This window comes from Streptomyces sp. NPDC028928, assembly GCF_055564915.1.
The window spans coordinates 1-17,277 of record NZ_JBVHVI010000021.1; the positions used below are offsets into that span (position 1 = coordinate 1).

The window sequence follows — 17,277 nt, forward strand, 5'->3', positions numbered from 1 at the left end:
CCCGCGGCGACCGCCTGCGCTTCATCGTCCTGGACGGCCTGGCCAAACCGACCGTCCTGGAAAGCCCGGACCCGGCCGTCCTCCTCGCCGCCTACGGCGAGGTCGGTCAGTAAGTCCCGGACTGCTCCCCGCGCCCGATTTCCCCCGCCCACCGGGCACTTCGGACCGCCCCCGGCCGTTTCACCAAACGACGGCCGGGGACGGTACCGTTCGGTAGGCGGCGGGGCGCACCCCCGCTGCCAGCACGAATTGCCTGTACGAGACGGAGTGGCAACGGATGCAGCACGCAGTGGGGTCTCCGCTGCCGTCGCCCCACCAGCCGGGGCAGGGGCCGCACGCCGGCTGGGCGTCGGCCGCACACCACCCGGGTCCGCACCCGGGCACCTCCCCGGGGCCCGCCCCCGTCCCCCCGCCGCCTCCGGCACCCGGCTTCCCGGCCGCCCCGTCGGGCCCCGTGCCGCCGGCCCCGCACCAGCCCCCGGCCCCCGCCGGCCCGGTGCCGCCGCCCCCACAGCACGTCGCCGCCCCGTCGGCCCCCGATAGCACCGGGCACGTCCCGCTGCCACCCGGCGGTCCGGTCGGCACGCCCGCGGCGCCGCCCACCGCGGCCACGGGACCCGATCCGACGGCCACCACCCTCGCCGTCCTGCTCATCGGCCCGGCCGGCGCGGGCAAGACCAGCGTCGCCAAGTACTGGGCGGACCACCGCCGCGTCCCCACGGCCCACATCAGCCTGGACGACGTCCGCGAATGGGTCCGCGCCGGCTTCGCCGACCCCCAGTCCGGCTGGAACGACAACTCGGAGGCCCAGTACCGCCTGGCCCGCCGGACCTGCGGTTTCGCCGCCCGCAACTTCCTCGCCAACGGCATCTCCTGCATCCTGGACGACGCCGTCTTCCCGGACCGCCCGGTCGTGGGCCTCGGCGGCTGGAAGCGGCACGTGGGCCCCGGCCTGCTCCCGGTGGTCCTCCTGCCGGGCCTGGACATCGTCCTGGAGCGCAACGCCGAACGCACCGGCAACCGCCGCCTCACCGACGAGGAGGTGGCCCGCATCCACGGCCGCATGGCCGGCTGGTACGGCTCGGGCCTCCCGATCATCGACAATTCCCAGCTGGACATCCCCGGTACCGCGCGGGTCCTGGACGAGGTCCTGTCGAGAGCGATAGCGAGCCCGCCGAGCTGGTGAGCAGGGGGACCGGACTCGACGCTCCACAGCCATCACCTCGCACAAACCCCACTCGGCCCCTCTCAATCGGCACAACCCGGACAAAGCTCCTACGCTCATCTCATGTCAGAGGTGTACGCGAACCGCCGATCCCGGCTGAGGGACCACTTCAACGCGGCCGGCACCGCGGCAGCGCTCGTCACCCGCCCGGCCAACGTCCGCTACCTCGCCGCCGCAGCCCCGCAGGGCTCCGTCCTGCTGCTCGGCAGGAGCGAGGATCTCCTGGTGTGTGCCGGACCGCCGGACGACCGCCCCTCCGAGGGCCGGCCGGACGAGAGCGTGCGCCTGCACGTCCTCCCGCCGAACGGCGGCGACGCCGCCGTCGCGGCAGCCGGCTTCGCCGCCGCCCAGGGCGCCGACTCGCTGGCGGTCGAGGAACACCACCTCACCGTGGCCCGTCACCGGGCCCTCGCCTCAGTCGCCCCGAAACTCCGCCTCACCGACCTCGGCGGCGCCGTGGAACAGCTCCGGGTGGTCAAGGACGAGGAGGAGATCTCCTGCCTCCGCATCGGCGCCGAGATCGCCGACCAGGCCCTCGGCGAGCTGCTGGAGTCGATTCTGGTCGGCCGCACCGAACGGCACCTGGCCCTGGAGCTGGAGCGGCGCCTGGTCGACCACGGCGCCGACGGACCGGCCTTCCCCACCTCCGTGGCCACCGGGCCGCACGCCGGCCGCCGCGGCCACCGCCCCACCGACCGGCGCGTGGAGGAGGGTGATTTCCTCTCCGTCTGCCTGGGCGCGACCTACCGCGGCTACCGCTGCGAGATCGGCCGGACCTTCGTCATCGGCACCTCGCCCGCCGACTGGCAGATCGAGCTGTACGACCTGGTCTTCGCCGCCCAGCGGGCCGGCCGCGAGTTCCTGGCACCCGGCGCCGCCTACCGTGATGTGGACCGCGCGGCACGCCAGGTACTGGACTCCGCGGGCTATGCGGAGGCACTGCCACCGCTGACCGGTCACGGTGTCGGACTCGAAATCGACGAGGACCCGCAGTTGGCTCCCTCGGCAATGGGTAAACTGGACGCTTGCGTGCCGGTCACCGTCGAACCGGGGGTCCACCTCCCGGGCCGGGGCGGTGTCCGGATCGATGACACGCTCGTCGTGCGCCCCGAGGCGGACGGCGGACCCGAGCTACTCACCATCACGACCAAGGAGCTGCTCGCGCTGTAGCGCGTGACCCGGGGTCGTACGTCAGTCCAGGAGATTCCGCAACCGTGGCTTCCACGAACGACCTCAAAAACGGCATGGTGCTCAAGCTCGAAGGCGGCCAGCTCTGGTCCGTCGTCGAGTTCCAGCACGTCAAGCCCGGCAAGGGCCCGGCCTTCGTGCGCACCAAGCTCAAGAACGTGCTCTCCGGCAAGGTGGTCGACAAGACCTTCAACGCCGGCGTCAAGGTCGAGACGGCCACTGTCGACAAGCGCGACATGCAGTTCTCGTACATGGACGGCGACTACTTCGTCTTCATGGACATGGAGACCTACGACCAGCTGATGGTCGACCGCAAGGCCGTCGGCGACGCGGCCAACTTCCTGATCGAGGGCTTCACCGCCACCGTGGCGCAGCACGAGGGCGAGGTGCTCTTCGTGGAGCTGCCGGCCGCCGTCGAGCTGACCGTCCAGGAGACCGAGCCGGGCGTCCAGGGCGACCGCTCCACCGGCGGCACCAAGCCCGCCACGCTGGAGACCGGCCACCAGATCCAGGTCCCGCTCTTCATCACCACCGGTGAGAAGATCAAGGTCGACACCCGCACCAGCGACTACCTCGGCCGGGTGAACAGCTAACCGTGGCTGCCCGCAACACGGCCCGCAAGCGCGCCTTCCAGATCCTCTTCGAGGGCGACCAGCGCGGCGCCGACGTCCTGACGGTCCTCGCGGACTGGATCCGGCTCTCCCGGTCCGACACCCGGCAGCCGCCGGTCAGCGAGTACACGATGCAGCTGGTCGAGGGCTACGCGGTGCACGCGAAGCGCATCGACGAGCTGATCGCCCAGTACGCGGTGGGCTGGACGCTCGACCGCATGCCGGTCGTGGACCGCAACATCCTGCGGCTGGGCGCGTACGAGCTGATCTGGGTCGACGAGACCCCGGACGCCGTCGTCCTGGACGAGATGGTGCAGCTGGCGAAGGAGTTCTCGACCGACGAGTCGCCCTCGTTCGTCAACGGTCTGCTGGGCCGGCTGAAGGAACTGAAGCCGTCCCTGCGCCGGGACGAGGCGTAACCGCCCGGCACGCCGTCGTCCAAGGGCCCGCAGCACGCCTGTGCTGCGGGCCCTTGGACGTTTCTCCGCCCGACCGCTCTGCGGTGAGTGCGAAAATGCCGCCGGGGTGGCCCGAACCGTACGGTTCCGGCCACCCCGGCGGCACGTTTCTGCTGGGGGTGGGGCGTGGTTACGCCTCTTCGTGCGTGGCGACCGCGCGGCGCGCGTCCGCGTCCAGCACGCCCCAGCTGATCAGCTGCTCGGTGAGGACCGAGGGGGACTGGTCGTAGATGACGGCGAGTGTGCGCAGGTCGTCCTGGCGGATGGAGAGCACCTTGCCGTTGTAGTCACCGCGCTGGGACTGGATCGTCGCCGCGTAGCGCTGCAGGGGGCCCGCCTTCTCGGCCGGCACGGTGGCCAGCCGCTCCAGGTCCAGGACCAGCTTCGGCGGCGGCTCGGCGGCGCCGCCCGGCGTGGTGCCCGGCAGGAGCTCCTGCACCGGAACGCCATAGAAATCGGCCAGCTCGGCCAGTCGCTGCACGGTCACGGCGCGGTCGCCGCGCTCGTACGAACCGACCACCACGGCCTTCCAGCGACCCTGGGACTTCTCCTCGACACCGTGGAGGGAAAGGCCCTGCTGGGTGCGGATGGCCCGGAGCTTGGCCCCGAGCTGTTTGGCGTATTCGCTGGACATATAGCTCCCCGGACACTGTGTCGACGCGGCCGGCTGTCTTCCCGCCGCGCGGCTGGTAACTCACTGTGAGGTTACGCAGCGTGATTCTCCTGCGTCAAGCCGAATGGTCCACACCGACTCTTCCGTGGTAGTGGTGGCCGATTGAGCCAAGGGGGTGACAGGGGGACGGCAGGGGGGTGGCGAGGGGCCGTCCGGTGACCTGCTACGGTGGATGGCGCAATTCCGACGTCCTTTAAGGTCCGTCCCGTGAGGCGGAGAAGGAGGTCCGTTTCGTATGGACAAGCACGACACGCCCGCGCGTCCGCAAGCGTCCGATGCCCGGCCCGTTCTGGAGGGCCCCGACATCGCACGAGTGCTGACCCGTATCGCCCACGAGATCGTCGAACGCGCCAAGGGCGCCGACGACGTGGTGCTCCTCGGCATTCCGACCCGGGGCGTCTTCCTCGCCCAGCGGCTCGCCGCCAAGCTGGAGCAGATCACCGACCGCAAGATCCCGGTCGGCTCCCTCGACATCACGATGTACCGCGACGACCTGCGCATGCACCCGCCGCGTGCGCTGGCCCGCACCGAGATCCCCGGTGACGGCATCGACGGCCGGCTGGTCGTCCTCGTGGACGACGTGCTCTTCTCCGGGCGCACCATCCGCGCCGCCCTGGACGCCCTGAACGACATCGGGCGCCCGCGCGCGGTGCAGCTCGCCGTCCTGGTCGACCGCGGCCACCGGGAACTGCCCATCCGTGCCGACTACGTCGGAAAGAACCTCCCCACGTCGCTGCGGGAGACGGTCAAGGTCCAGCTCGCCGAGGAGGACGGTCGCGACACCGTGCTGCTCGGTGCGAAGACCGGCCAGTAGCAAACCAGGCGCAGGGCCGCTTCGGCATGCCCACGCGCGCACTGCTTTGCCCCAATTCTCCCGAATGAACTGCCTTACGGAGCCTGACAGATGCAGCGTCATCTCATCTCGGCCGCCGACCTCACCCGCGACGACGCCGTCCTGATCCTCGACACCGCCGAGGAGATGGCCCGGGTCGCCGACCGGCCGATCAAGAAGCTGCCGACCCTGCGCGGCCGGACGATCGTCAACCTCTTCTTCGAGGACTCCACGCGCACGCGTATCTCCTTCGAGGCCGCCGAGAAGCGGCTCTCCGCCGACGTCATCAACTTCTCCGCCAAGGGATCGTCGGTGTCCAAGGGCGAGTCCCTGAAGGACACCGCCCAGACCCTGGAGGCCATGGGCGTCGACGCCGTCGTCATCCGGCACGGCGCCTCCGGAGCCCCGTACCGCCTCGCCAACTCCGGCTGGATCGACGCCGCCGTCATCAACGCCGGCGACGGCACCCACCAGCACCCCACCCAGGCCCTGCTGGACGCCTTCACCATGCGCCGCCGGCTGCTCGGCCGCGACACCGGGCTCGGCCAGGACCTGTCCGGCAAGCGGATCACCATCGTCGGCGACGTCCTGCACAGCCGGGTCGCCCGCTCCAACGTCGACCTGCTGCACACCCTCGGCGCCGAGGTCACCCTGGTCGCCCCGCCCACCCTGGTCCCGGTCGGCGTCGACACCTGGCCGTGCACGGTCTCGTACGACCTCGACAGCGCGCTCCCCAAGTGCGACGCCGTGATGATGCTCCGCGTCCAGCGCGAGCGCATGAACGCGGCCTTCTTCCCCACCGAGCGCGAGTACTCCCGCCGCTACGGCCTCGACGGCGACCGCATGGCCAAGTTGCCCGAGCACGCCATCGTGATGCACCCCGGCCCGATGGTCCGCGGCATGGAGATCACCGCCGAGGTCGCCGACTCCGACCGCTGCACCGCCGTCGAGCAGGTCGCCAACGGCGTCTCCATCCGGATGGCCGTCCTGTACCTGCTGCTCGGCGGCAACGAACCCGCCCAGACCCGCACTGAGGAGAAGTAAGACCCATGAGCAAGATCCTGATCCGCGGTGCGAAGGTGCTCGGCGGCGAGCCGCAGGACGTCCTGATCGACGGCGAGACCATCGCCGAGGTGGGCGTCGGTCTGAGTGCCGAGGGCGCCGAGGTGGTCGAGGCCGGCGGCAAGGTGCTGCTGCCGGGCCTGGTCGACCTGCACACCCACCTGCGCGAGCCCGGCCGAGAGGACTCCGAGACGGTCCTCACCGGCACCCGCGCGGCCGCGAGCGGCGGCTACACGGCCGTCTTCGCCATGGCCAACACCTTCCCGGTCGCCGACACCGCCGGTGTGGTCGAGCAGGTCTGGCGGCTCGGCCGCGAGCACGGCTACTGCGACGTCCAGCCCATCGGCGCCGTCACCGTCGGCCTGGAGGGCCGCAAGCTCGCCGAGCTGGGCGCCATGCACGAGTCCGCCGCCGGCGTCACCGTCTTCTCCGACGACGGCAAGTGCGTGGACGACGCCGTGATCATGCGCCGCGCCCTGGAGTACGTGAAGGCCTTCGGCGGTGTCGTCGCCCAGCACGCCCAGGAGCCGCGGCTCACCGAGGGCGCTCAGATGAACGAGGGCATCGTCTCCGCCGAGCTGGGCCTGGGCGGCTGGCCGGCGGTCGCCGAGGAGTCGATCATCGCCCGGGACGTGCTGCTCGCCGACCACGTCGGCTCCCGCGTCCACATCTGCCACCTCTCGACCGCCGGCTCCGTCGAGATCGTCCGCTGGGCCAAGTCCCGCGGCATCCAGGTCACCGCCGAGGTCACCCCGCACCACCTGCTGCTCACCGACGAACTGGTGCGCACCTACAACCCCGTCTACAAGGTCAACCCGCCGCTGCGCACCGAGCGCGACGTGCTGGCCCTGCGCGAGGCGCTCGCCGACGGCACGATCGACATCGTCGCCACCGACCACGCCCCGCACCCGCACGAGGACAAGGACTGCGAGTGGGCCGCCGCCGCCATGGGCATGGTCGGCCTGGAGACCGCGTTGTCAGTGGTCCAGGAGACCATGGTCGACACGGGCCTGCTGGACTGGGCCGGCGTCGCCGACCGCATGTCCTTCAAGCCCGCGCAGATCGGACAGGCCACCGGCCACGGCCGTCCCGTCTCGGCTGGTGAGCCCGCCAACCTCACCCTGGTCGACACGGCATACCGTGGCCAGGTGGACCCCGCGGGCTTCGCCTCGCGCAGCCGCAACACCCCCTACGAGGGTCGGGAGCTGCCGGGCCGTGTGACGCACACGTGGCTGCGGGGCAAGGCCACGCTCGTCGACGGGAAGCTCACGTGACACCTGTAATCCTGCTGGCCGAGGCCAAGAGGTCGGCCGACGTCACCGACTGGCCGGCCCGCATCGGCTGGCTCGTCGGACTGGCCCTCTTCATCGCGCTCGTCTACTGGCTGATGCGCGAGGGCTGGAAGTGGCGCGGCACCCTCCAGAGCGACCTGCCGGCGCTGCCCAGCGCGCCGGAGGAGACCGGCCCGGCCAGACTGAGCATGAGCGGCCGCTACCACGGCTCCACCACCGCCGGGCAGTGGCTGGACCGCATCGTGGCCCACGGCCTCGGCACCCGCAGCCGGGCCCAGCTCACCCTGACCGACGCGGGCCTGGAGGTCGAGCGCCCCGGCGCGACCGACTTCTTCGTCCCCACGGCCGCACTGCGCGGGGCCCGCCTGGACAAGGGCATCGCCGGCAAGGTCCTCACCGAGGGCGGACTGCTGGTGGTGACCTGGGCACACGGCGACAAGCTGATCGACTCCGGTTTCCGCTCCGACCACGCGGCCGAGCACACCGACTGGGTCGACACCCTGAACCAGATGACCAACAACACGGAAGGCGCACGATGACGACCTCCACCAGGGGAGCCGCAAGGGTTCCCGCCGTACTCGTCCTGGAGGACGGCCGCATCTTCCGCGGTCGCGCCTACGGGGCCGTGGGGGAGACCTTCGGCGAGGCCGTGTTCTCCACCGGGATGACCGGTTATCAGGAGACGCTCACCGACCCGTCGTACGACCGTCAGATCGTGGTGGCGACGGCCCCGCAGATCGGCAACACCGGCTGGAACGACGAGGACGACGAGTCGAGCCGTATCTGGGTCTCGGGTTACGTGGTGCGGGATCCCGCGCGCGTGCCGTCGAGCTGGCGGGCCAAGCGCTCGCTGGACGAGGAGCTGGTGCGGCAGGGCGTGGTGGGCATCTCGGGCATCGACACCCGGGCGCTGACCCGCCATCTGCGCGAGCGCGGCTCGATGCGTGCCGGCATCTTCTCCGGCGAGGCGATCGCTCCGGAGGCGGAGCTGGTGGAGCGGGTTCTGGCGCAGCCGCACATGAAGGGCGCGAGCCTGTACGAGGAGGTGGCGACCAAGGAGGCGTACGTCGTCCCGGCGATCGGTGAGAAGCGGTTCACGGTCGCCGCGATCGACCTCGGCATCAAGGGCATGACCCCGCACCGCATGGCCGAGCGCGGCATCGAGGTGCACGTCCTGCCCGCCACCGCCACGGCCGACGACGTCTACGCCGTCGACCCGGACGGTGTCTTCTTCTCCAACGGCCCCGGTGACCCGGCCACCGCCCACGGCCCGGTCGCGCTGATGACCGCCGTCCTGGAGCGCAAGACGCCGTTGTTCGGCATCTGCTTCGGCAACCAGATCCTCGGCCGCGCGCTGGGCTTCGGCACGTACAAGCTGAAGTACGGCCACCGGGGCATCAACCAGCCGGTCCAGGACCGTACGACCGGCAAGGTCGAGGTCACCGCGCACAACCACGGCTTCGCCGTGGACGCGCCGCTCGACAAGGTCAGCGAGACCAAGTTCGGCCGCGCCGAGGTCTCGCACGTCTGCCTGAACGACAACGTCGTGGAGGGGCTGCAGCTGCTCGACCAGCCGGCCTTCTCCGTCCAGTACCACCCCGAAGCGGCAGCCGGCCCGCACGACGCCGCCTACCTCTTCGACCGCTTCGTTTCCCTGATGGAGGGCCAGCGTGCCTAAGCGCACCGATATCCAGTCCGTCCTGGTCATCGGCTCCGGCCCGATTGTCATCGGCCAGGCCGCCGAGTTCGACTACTCCGGCACCCAGGCCTGCCGGGTGCTCAAGGCCGAGGGTCTGCGCGTCATCCTCGTCAACTCCAACCCCGCGACGATCATGACGGACCCGGAGATCGCCGACGCCACCTACGTCGAGCCGATCACTCCCGAGTTCGTCGAGAAGATCATCGCCAAGGAGCGCCCCGACGCCCTGCTGCCCACCCTGGGCGGCCAGACGGCGCTCAACACGGCGATCTCGCTGCACGAGAACGGCGTCCTGGAGAAGTACGGCGTCGAGCTGATCGGCGCCAAGCCCGAGGCGATCCACAAGGGCGAGGACCGCGACCAGTTCAAGGAGGTCGTGGAGGAGGTCCGCAAGAAGATCGGGCACGGCGAGTCCGCCCGCTCGGTGATCTGCCACTCCATGGACGACGTCCTCAAGGGCGTCGAGACCCTCGGTGGCTACCCGGTCGTGGTCCGCCCCTCCTTCACCATGGGCGGCGCCGGTTCCGGTTTCGCGCACGACGAGGAGGAGCTGCGCCGCATCGCCGGCCAGGGCCTCACGCTCTCCCCGACCACCGAGGTGCTCCTGGAGGAGTCCATCCTCGGCTGGAAGGAGTACGAGCTGGAGCTGATGCGCGACAAGAACGACAACGTCGTGGTCGTCTGCTCCATCGAGAACTTCGACCCGATGGGCGTGCACACCGGTGACTCCATCACCGTGGCCCCCGCGATGACCCTCACCGACCGGGAATACCAGATCCTGCGGGACATCGGCATCGCCGTGATCCGCGAGGTCGGCGTCGACACCGGCGGCTGCAACATCCAGTTCGCGGTGAACCCCGAGGACGGCCGGGTCATCGTGATCGAGATGAACCCGCGGGTGTCGCGGTCCTCGGCGCTGGCGTCGAAGGCGACCGGCTTCCCGATCGCGAAGATCGCGGCCAAGCTGGCCGTGGGTTACACGCTGGACGAGATCCCGAACGACATCACGCAGGAGACCCCGGCCTCCTTCGAGCCCACGCTCGACTACGTGGTGGTCAAGGCACCGCGGTTCGCGTTCGAGAAGTTCCCGCAGGCCGACTCCACGCTGACCACCACCATGAAGTCGGTCGGCGAGGCCATGGCCATCGGCCGCAACTTCACCGAGGCCTTCCAGAAGGCGCTGCGCTCGCTGGAGAAGAAGGGCAGCCAGTTCACCTTCACCGGCGAGATCGGCGACAAGGAGACCCTGCTGCGCGAGGCCGTACGGCCCACCGACGGCCGCATCAACACGGTGATGCAGGCCATCCGCGCGGGCGCCACGCCCGAGGAGGTCTTCGACTACACGAAGATCGACCCCTGGTTCGTGGACCAGCTGTTCCTGATCAAGGAGATCGCGGACGAGCTGGCCGACGCCCCCGAGCTGACGGCGGAGCTGCTGGCGGAGGCCAAGCGGCACGGTTTCTCCGACCAGCAGATCGCCGAGATCCGCGGGCTGCGCGAGGACGTCGTGCGCGAGGTCCGCCACGCCCTCGGCATCCGCCCGGTCTACAAGACGGTCGACACCTGCGCGGCGGAGTTCGCGGCGAAGACGCCGTACTTCTACTCCTCCTACGACCAGGAGAGCGAGGTCGCCCGGCGCGAGAAGCCGGCCGTCATCATCCTGGGCTCCGGCCCGAACCGGATCGGGCAGGGCATCGAGTTCGACTACTCCTGCGTCCACGCCTCCTTCGCGCTGTCGGATGCCGGGTACGAGACGGTGATGGTCAACTGCAACCCGGAGACCGTCTCCACCGACTACGACACCTCCGACCGCCTCTACTTCGAGCCGCTGACGCTGGAAGACGTGCTGGAGATCGTCCACGCCGAGCAGCAGGCCGGCCCGATCGCGGGTGTCATCGTCCAGCTCGGCGGGCAGACCCCGCTCGGGCTGGCGCAGGCCCTGAAGGACAACGGCGTGCCGATCGTCGGCACGCCGCCGGAGGCGATCCACGCGGCCGAGGACCGGGGCGCGTTCGGCCGGGTCCTGGCGGAGGCGGGCCTGCCGGCCCCCAAGCACGGCACGGCGACCACCTTCGCGGAGGCCAAGGCCATCGCCGACGAGATCGGCTACCCGGTCCTGGTCCGGCCGTCGTACGTGCTGGGCGGGCGCGGCATGGAGATCGTCTACGACGAGACCCGGCTCGCCTCCTACATCGCGGAGTCGACCGAGATCAGCCCCTCCCGGCCGGTCCTGGTGGACCGGTTCCTGGACGACGCGATCGAGATCGACGTCGACGCCCTCTACGACGGCGAGGAGCTGTACCTGGGCGGTGTGATGGAGCACATCGAGGAGGCCGGCATCCACTCCGGCGACTCCGCCTGCGCCCTGCCCCCCATCACGCTCGGCGGGTTCGACATCAAGCGGCTGCGCGCCTCCACCGAGGCCATCGCGCGCGGTGTCGGGGTGCGCGGGCTGATCAACATCCAGTTCGCGATGGCCGGTGACATCCTCTACGTCCTGGAGGCCAACCCCCGCGCCTCGCGGACCGTCCCCTTCACCTCCAAGGCCACCGCCGTGCCCCTGGCCAAGGCCGCCGCCCGGATCTCGCTGGGCGCGACCATCGCCGAGCTGCGCGCCGAGGGCCTGCTGCCCCGGCAGGGTGACGGCGGGGAGCTGCCGCTGGACGCGCCGATCTCGGTGAAGGAGGCCGTCATGCCGTGGTCGCGGTTCCGTGACATCCACGGCCGGGGTGTGGACACCGTCCTCGGCCCGGAGATGCGCTCCACCGGCGAGGTCATGGGCATCGACTCGGTCTTCGGTACGGCCTACGCCAAGTCGCAGGCGGGTGCCTATGGGCCGCTGCCCACCAAGGGACGGGCGTTCATCTCGGTCGCCAACCGCGACAAGCGGTCGATGATCTTCCCCGCCCGTGAGCTGGTCGCGCACGGCTTCGAGCTGCTGGCCACCTCCGGTACCGCCGAGGTCCTCAAGCGCAACGGCATCAACGCCACCATCGTGCGCAAGCAGTCCGAGGGCACCGGCCCGAACGGCGAGAAGACCATCGTTCAGCTCATCCACGACGGCGAGGTCGACCTCATCGTCAACACTCCCTACGGCACCGGCGGCCGCCTCGACGGCTACGACATCCGTACGGCGGCGGTGGCGCGGTCCGTGCCGTGCCTGACGACGGTCCAGGCGCTCGCGGCGGCCGTCCAGGGCATCGACGCCCTCAACCACGGCGACGTGGGCGTCCGCTCGCTCCAGGAACACGCGGAACACCTCACCGCAGCCCGCGACTAGCAGCCCTTGAGGGGGACACCGGAAACGGTGTCCCCCTCTTCATGAGGACACAGGGACATGTACGAACTCTTCTTCCGTCTGGTTTTCAAACGGATGGACCCCGAGAAGGCCCACTACCTGGCCTTCCGCTGGATCCGCCTCGCCGTCCGCATCCCCGTGCTGCGCACGTTCGTCGCGGCCGCCCTGGCGCCCCGCTACAAGGAGCTGCGCACGGAGGCCTTCGGGCTGCGCATGCACGGCCCCTTCGGGCTCGCCGCCGGCTTCGACAAGAACGCCGTCGCGATCGACGGGATGTCGATGCTGGGCTTCGACCACGTCGAGATCGGCACGGTGACGGGGGAGCCGCAGCCCGGTAACCCGAAGAAGCGGCTGTTCCGCCTGGTCGCGGACCGGGCCCTGATCAACCGTATGGGCTTCAACAACGACGGCTCGCTCGCCGTCGCCGCCCGCCTCGCCACCCGCGAGCCGGTCTTCAAGACCGTGGTCGGCGTCAACATCGGCAAGACCAAGGTCGTCCCGGAGGCGGAGGCCGTCGCCGACTACGTGAAGTCCGCCGAGCGTCTCGCGCCGTACGCGGACTACCTGGTCGTCAACGTCTCCTCGCCGAACACGCCCGGCCTGCGCAACCTCCAGGCGGTGGACCACCTGCGTCCGCTGCTCACCGCCGTACGCGAGGCCGCCGACCGTACGGTGGGCAACCGGCGGGTCCCGCTGCTGGTGAAGATCGCCCCGGACCTCGCCGACGAGGACATCGACGCCGTCGCCGACCTCGCCGTGGAGCTGGGCCTGGACGGCATCATCGCGACCAACACCACCATCGCGCGCGAGGGCCTCGGCCTGCGGTCGGCGCCCGCGCTGGTGCAGGAGACCGGCGGGTTGTCCGGGGCCCCGCTCAAGGAGCGCTCCCTGGAGGTCCTGCGCCGCCTGTACGCGCGCGTGGGCGACCGGATCACCCTGGTGGGCGTCGGCGGCATCGAGACCGCCGAGGACGCCTGGCAGCGCATCCTGGCCGGTGCCACCCTGGTCCAGGGGTACAGCGCCTTCATCTACGAGGGCCCCTTCTGGTGCCGGTCGATCCACAAGGGCCTCGCGGCCCGCCTGCGCACCAGCCCGTACGCCACCCTCGCCGACGCGGTCGGCGCCGACGTGAGGAAGCCCGCATGAGCCCGTTGGAGCCCTTCGGCGCCCGGCTGCGCCGTGTCATGGACGAGCGCGGCCCCCTGTGCGTGGGCATCGACCCGCACGCCTCCCTGCTCGCCGAGTGGGGCCTGGACGACGACGTCGCCGGCCTGGAGCGGTTCAGCCGCACGGTCGTCGAGGCCATGGCCGACCGGGTGGCCGTCCTGAAGCCGCAGAGCGCCTTCTTCGAGCGGTTCGGCTCGCGCGGCCTCGCCGTCCTGGAGAAGTCGGTCCAGGAGGCACGGGCGGCCGGCGCGCTGGTCGTGATGGACGCCAAGCGCGGTGACATCGGTTCGACCATGGCCGCCTACGCCGAGGCCTTCCTGCACCCGGACGCCCCGCTGTTCTCCGACGCCCTGACCGTCTCGCCGTACCTCGGCTACGGCTCGCTGAGCCCGGCCGTCGCGCTGGCCCGGGAGAGCGGTGCCGGTCTGTTCGTGCTGGCGCTGACCTCGAACCCGGAGGGCGGCGAGGTGCAGCACGCGATCCGCGCCGACGGCCGGACCGTCGGGGCGACCATGCTGGCCCACCTGGCGGCCGAGAACGCGGGGGAGGAGCCGCTGGGCTCCTTCGGTGCCGTGGTCGGCGCCACGCTCGGCGACCTGTCCTCGTACGACCTGGACGTCAACGGTCCGCTCCTCGCACCCGGCATCGGCGCCCAGGGCGCGACGCCGGCCGACCTCCCCGGGGTCTTCGGGGCGGCCGTGCGCAACGTGGTGCCGAACGTCAGCCGGGGTGTTCTGCGTCACGGTCCCGACGTCAGCGCGCTGCGCGGGGCGGCCGAGCGGTTCGCGACGGAGATCCAGGCGGCCGTCGCGGGCGTCTGAGCCCCCCGCCGCGTGCCCGCCGCGTGCCCGGTCGCGTGTCCGACCGAGCGGGATCGCGCCGACTTGAGGGTGAATACATCCTCAAATCGAGGGCAATTTGTCTCAAATGTCTGGCCTGACGGAGGCTGACCAGGACTTTTCCGCTGTTCTCGCTGACTCTGGCGGACTTGCCCGCTAGTCTCCGAGCAGTGGGGGCACCTCCCGCGCCCCTCAGACAGTGGGGGAGAACGGGCAGCGTGTTGCTCGTAGCTCCCCAGGTGTGGGGCGACTAGGTTCCTCACCGGTCCGTATCCGACAGTTCGACATCCGAGGTGACGTAGGCGTGGCTCTTCCGCCCCTTACCCCTGAACAGCGCGCAGCCGCGCTCGAAAAGGCCGCCGCGGCTCGCCGGGAGCGGGCCGAGGTCAAGAATCGACTCAAGCACTCCGGCGCCTCCCTGCACGAGGTCATCAAGCAGGGCCAGGAAAACGACGTCATCGGCAAGATGAAGGTCTCGGCGCTGCTGGAGTCCCTGCCGGGCGTGGGCAAGGTCCGCGCCAAGCAGATCATGGAGCGTCTGGGCATCTCCGAGAGCCGCCGCGTGCGCGGTCTCGGGTCCAACCAGATCGCTTCCCTGGAGCGTGAGTTCGGCAGCACCGGCTCCTGAGTCCCGCCTCCCGGCGGGCAGGGAGTCCCGGGCACTCCGGGATTGCTGGAATAATCGCTGCATGAGTGAACGTCCGCGGCTGACCGTGCTCTCCGGCCCCTCGGGGGTCGGCAAGAGCACGGTCGTCGCCCATATGCGCAAGGAACACCCCGAGGTCTGGCTCTCGGTGTCGGCGACCACCCGCAAGCCGCGCCCCGGCGAGCAGCACGGAGTCCACTACTTCTTCGTCACCGACGAGGAGATGGACAAGCTGATCGCCAACGGTGAGCTGCTGGAATGGGCCGAGTTCGCCGGCAACCGCTACGGCACGCCCCGCGCGGCCGTGCTGGAGCGGCTGGAGAACGGCGAGCCCGTCCTGCTGGAGATCGACCTCCAGGGCGCCCGGCAGGTCCGCGAGTCCATGTCCGACGCCCAGCTGGTGTTCCTGGCCCCGCCCTCCTGGGAGGAGCTGGTGCGCAGGCTGACCGGCCGGGGGACCGAGCCGCCCGAGGTCATCGAGCGCCGCCTGGCGGCGGCGAAGACCGAGCTGGCGGCCGAGCCGGAGTTCGATGAGACCTTGGTCAACACCTCCGTCGAGGACGTGGCTCGCGAGCTGCTAGCCTTGATGGACGTTGTGTGATCGTGACTGTGATCACGATGTCTGATTCTTTTCCATCCATCGGAAGGTAGAGCGTGTCCTCTTCCATCACCGCGCCCGAGGGCATCATCAACCCGCCGATCGACGAGCTTCTTGAGGCGACCGACTCGAAGTACAGCCTCGTGATCTACGCGGCCAAGCGTGCCCGCCAGATCAACGCGTACTACTCGCAGCTCGGTGAGGGCCTCCTTGAGTACGTCGGTCCGCTCGTCGACACCCATGTCCACGAGAAGCCGCTCTCGATCGCCCTGCGCGAGATCAACGCCGGTCTGCTGACCTCCGAGGCCGTCGAGGGCCCGGCGCAGTAGTACTTTCAGACTGCGATTGACTTATCCACAGGCCCGGCAGTCATGCTGCCGGGCCTGTGGTGTGTCATGGGTGGTGCAGATTCTCGAATGCGAGGAGCCATGGTGGACAAGCCGAAGGTCGTGCTGGGGGTCAGCGGTGGCATCGCCGCCTACAAGGCCTGTGAGCTGCTGAGAAGGTTCACGGAGTCGGGCCATGACGTCCGCGTGGTGCCCACCGCCTCCGCGCTGCACTTCGTCGGCGCCGCCACCTGGTCCGCGCTGTCCGGCAACCCCGCCTCCACCGAGGTCTGGGACGACGTCCACGAGGTCCCGCACGTCCGCATCGGCCAGCACGCCGACCTGGTGGTCGTGGCCCCGGCCACCGCCGACATGCTCGCCAAGGCCGCCCACGGCCTCGCCGACGACCTGCTGACCAACACCCTCCTCACCGCCCGCTGTCCCGTGGTCTTCGCGCCGGCCATGCACACCGAGATGTGGGAGCACCCGGCCACGCAGGAGAACGTGGCCACGCTGCGCCGCCGCGGCGCCGTCGTCATCGAGCCCGCCGTCGGCCGCCTCACCGGTGTCGACACCGGCAAGGGCCGGCTGCCCGAGCCGGGGGAGATCTTCGAGGTGTGCCGCCGGGTGCTGGCCCGGGGCGTCACCGAGCCCGACCTCGCCGGCCGGCACGTCGTCGTCTCCGCCGGCGGCACCCGCGAGCCTCTCGACCCGGTCCGCTTCCTCGGCAACCGCTCCTCCGGCAAGCAGGGGTACGCCCTCGCCCGCACCGCCGCCGCCCGCGGCGCCCGGGTGACGCTGGTTTCGGCCAACGCGGACCTGCCCGACCCGGCGGGAGTGGACGTCCTCAGGGTCGGCACCGCCGTGCAGCTGCGCGAGGCCGTCCTGAAGGCCGCGGCGGACGCCGACGCCGTGGTCATGGCCGCCGCCGTCGCCGACTTCCGCCCGGCCGCGTACGCCGCCGGGAAGATCAAGAAGAAGGACGGCCAGGACCCCGACCCGATCGTCCTGGTGCGAAATCCGGACATCCTCGCGGAGATCTCCGCCGACCGCGCCCGCCCCGGGCAGGTGATCGTCGGCTTCGCCGCCGAGACCGACGACGTCCTCGCCAACGGCCGCACCAAGCTCGCCCGCAAGGGCTGCGACCTGCTCGTGGTCAACGAGGTGGGGGAGCGCAAGACCTTCGGCGCCGAGGAGAACGAGGCCGTCGTCCTGGGCGCCGACGGCAGCGAGACCCCGGTGCCGCACGGCCCCAAGGAGGCCCTCGCCGACACGGTCTGGGATCTGGTCGTGCGGCGACTGGACTAAGGCCCGGCAGGCGATCGGGCGAACTCCGCGTCGGGTTCACGCCACGCTCAAATCG

Annotated in this window: 17 protein-coding genes and 1 pseudogene; 17 read left to right on the top strand and 1 reads right to left on the bottom strand. The window is 70.6% G+C overall.

The window, feature by feature from the left end:
* The 5 genes and pseudogenes from ACZ4U1_RS36395 to nusB all read left to right on the top strand — a co-directional run.
* A pseudogene (locus ACZ4U1_RS36395) lies at positions 1-113 on the top strand (3-dehydroquinate synthase); the annotation flags it as partial.
* A gap of 164 nt (positions 114-277) precedes the next feature.
* Positions 278-1,186, top strand: coding sequence for a Pro-rich N-terminal domain-containing protein (locus ACZ4U1_RS36400; RefSeq protein ID WP_467908449.1), 909 nt, complete (start codon positions 278-280; stop codon positions 1,184-1,186).
* Between the two features lie 102 nt (positions 1,187-1,288).
* Positions 1,289-2,395 carry an aminopeptidase P family protein gene (locus tag ACZ4U1_RS36405; RefSeq protein WP_467908450.1) on the top strand — a complete coding sequence of 369 codons (1,107 nt, stop codon included), beginning with the start codon at positions 1,289-1,291 and terminating at the stop codon, positions 2,393-2,395.
* Between the two features lie 44 nt (positions 2,396-2,439).
* On the top strand, positions 2,440-3,006 hold the full coding sequence (gene efp, locus ACZ4U1_RS36410; protein ID WP_070030057.1) for an elongation factor P: 567 nt from the start codon (positions 2,440-2,442) through the stop codon (positions 3,004-3,006).
* 2 nt (positions 3,007-3,008) lie between these two features.
* Positions 3,009-3,443, top strand: coding sequence for a transcription antitermination factor NusB (gene nusB, locus ACZ4U1_RS36415; protein ID WP_189300531.1), 435 nt, complete (start codon positions 3,009-3,011; stop codon positions 3,441-3,443).
* Between the two features lie 169 nt (positions 3,444-3,612).
* On the opposite strand, the gene bldD is transcribed toward nusB, so the two are convergent.
* Positions 3,613-4,116: a transcriptional regulator BldD gene (gene bldD / locus ACZ4U1_RS36420; protein WP_014671524.1), complete on the bottom strand. Its 504-nt coding sequence runs from the start codon at positions 4,114-4,116 to the stop codon at positions 3,613-3,615.
* A 274-nt stretch (positions 4,117-4,390) separates the two neighbouring features.
* Between bldD and pyrR the strand changes: the two genes are divergently transcribed.
* The 12 genes from pyrR (at position 4,391) to coaBC (ending at position 17,222) form a co-directional block, all read left to right on the top strand.
* Positions 4,391-4,969, top strand: a complete 579-nt coding sequence (pyrR, locus tag ACZ4U1_RS36425) for a bifunctional pyr operon transcriptional regulator/uracil phosphoribosyltransferase PyrR (RefSeq protein WP_467908451.1) — start codon at positions 4,391-4,393, stop codon at positions 4,967-4,969.
* Positions 4,970-5,059: 90 nt separating this feature from the next.
* Positions 5,060-6,031 carry an aspartate carbamoyltransferase catalytic subunit gene (locus ACZ4U1_RS36430; RefSeq protein ID WP_467908452.1) on the top strand — a complete coding sequence of 324 codons (972 nt, stop codon included), beginning with the start codon at positions 5,060-5,062 and terminating at the stop codon, positions 6,029-6,031.
* Positions 6,032-6,036: 5 nt separating this feature from the next.
* Positions 6,037-7,323, top strand: coding sequence for a dihydroorotase (locus tag ACZ4U1_RS36435; RefSeq protein ID WP_467908453.1), 1,287 nt, complete (start codon positions 6,037-6,039; stop codon positions 7,321-7,323).
* Positions 7,320-7,880 carry a PH-like domain-containing protein gene (locus tag ACZ4U1_RS36440; RefSeq protein WP_467908454.1) on the top strand — a complete coding sequence of 187 codons (561 nt, stop codon included), beginning with the start codon at positions 7,320-7,322 and terminating at the stop codon, positions 7,878-7,880. Before ACZ4U1_RS36435 ends, ACZ4U1_RS36440 begins: the two co-directional genes overlap by 4 nt.
* Positions 7,877-9,019 (top strand): glutamine-hydrolyzing carbamoyl-phosphate synthase small subunit, encoded by a 1,143-nt coding sequence (gene carA, locus ACZ4U1_RS36445; protein ID WP_467908455.1) that lies wholly within the window; start codon positions 7,877-7,879, stop codon positions 9,017-9,019. The genes ACZ4U1_RS36440 and carA overlap by 4 nt, the downstream gene beginning before the upstream one ends.
* Positions 9,012-12,320 carry a carbamoyl-phosphate synthase large subunit gene (carB, locus tag ACZ4U1_RS36450; protein ID WP_467908456.1) on the top strand — a complete coding sequence of 1,103 codons (3,309 nt, stop codon included), beginning with the start codon at positions 9,012-9,014 and terminating at the stop codon, positions 12,318-12,320. The genes carA and carB overlap by 8 nt, the downstream gene beginning before the upstream one ends.
* Before the next feature lie 57 nt (positions 12,321-12,377).
* A complete protein-coding gene (locus ACZ4U1_RS36455; protein ID WP_467908457.1) occupies positions 12,378-13,484 on the top strand; it encodes a quinone-dependent dihydroorotate dehydrogenase in 1,107 nt (368 codons plus the stop codon).
* Positions 13,481-14,326 carry an orotidine-5'-phosphate decarboxylase gene (gene pyrF, locus ACZ4U1_RS36460; protein ID WP_467908458.1) on the top strand — a complete coding sequence of 282 codons (846 nt, stop codon included), beginning with the start codon at positions 13,481-13,483 and terminating at the stop codon, positions 14,324-14,326. The genes ACZ4U1_RS36455 and pyrF overlap by 4 nt, the downstream gene beginning before the upstream one ends.
* Positions 14,327-14,648: 322 nt before the next feature.
* Positions 14,649-14,972, top strand: a complete 324-nt coding sequence (locus ACZ4U1_RS36465) for an integration host factor (RefSeq protein ID WP_003977346.1) — start codon at positions 14,649-14,651, stop codon at positions 14,970-14,972.
* 61 nt (positions 14,973-15,033) lie between these two features.
* A complete protein-coding gene (gmk, locus tag ACZ4U1_RS36470; protein ID WP_467908459.1) occupies positions 15,034-15,591 on the top strand; it encodes a guanylate kinase in 558 nt (185 codons plus the stop codon).
* Between the two features lie 53 nt (positions 15,592-15,644).
* Positions 15,645-15,917, top strand: a complete 273-nt coding sequence (gene rpoZ / locus ACZ4U1_RS36475) for a DNA-directed RNA polymerase subunit omega (RefSeq protein WP_003982715.1) — start codon at positions 15,645-15,647, stop codon at positions 15,915-15,917.
* A gap of 102 nt (positions 15,918-16,019) precedes the next feature.
* Entirely contained in the window at positions 16,020-17,222 is a 1,203-nt protein-coding gene (coaBC, locus tag ACZ4U1_RS36480) for a bifunctional phosphopantothenoylcysteine decarboxylase/phosphopantothenate--cysteine ligase CoaBC (RefSeq protein ID WP_467908549.1), read from the top strand.
* Positions 17,223-17,277: the final 55 nt, after the last annotated feature.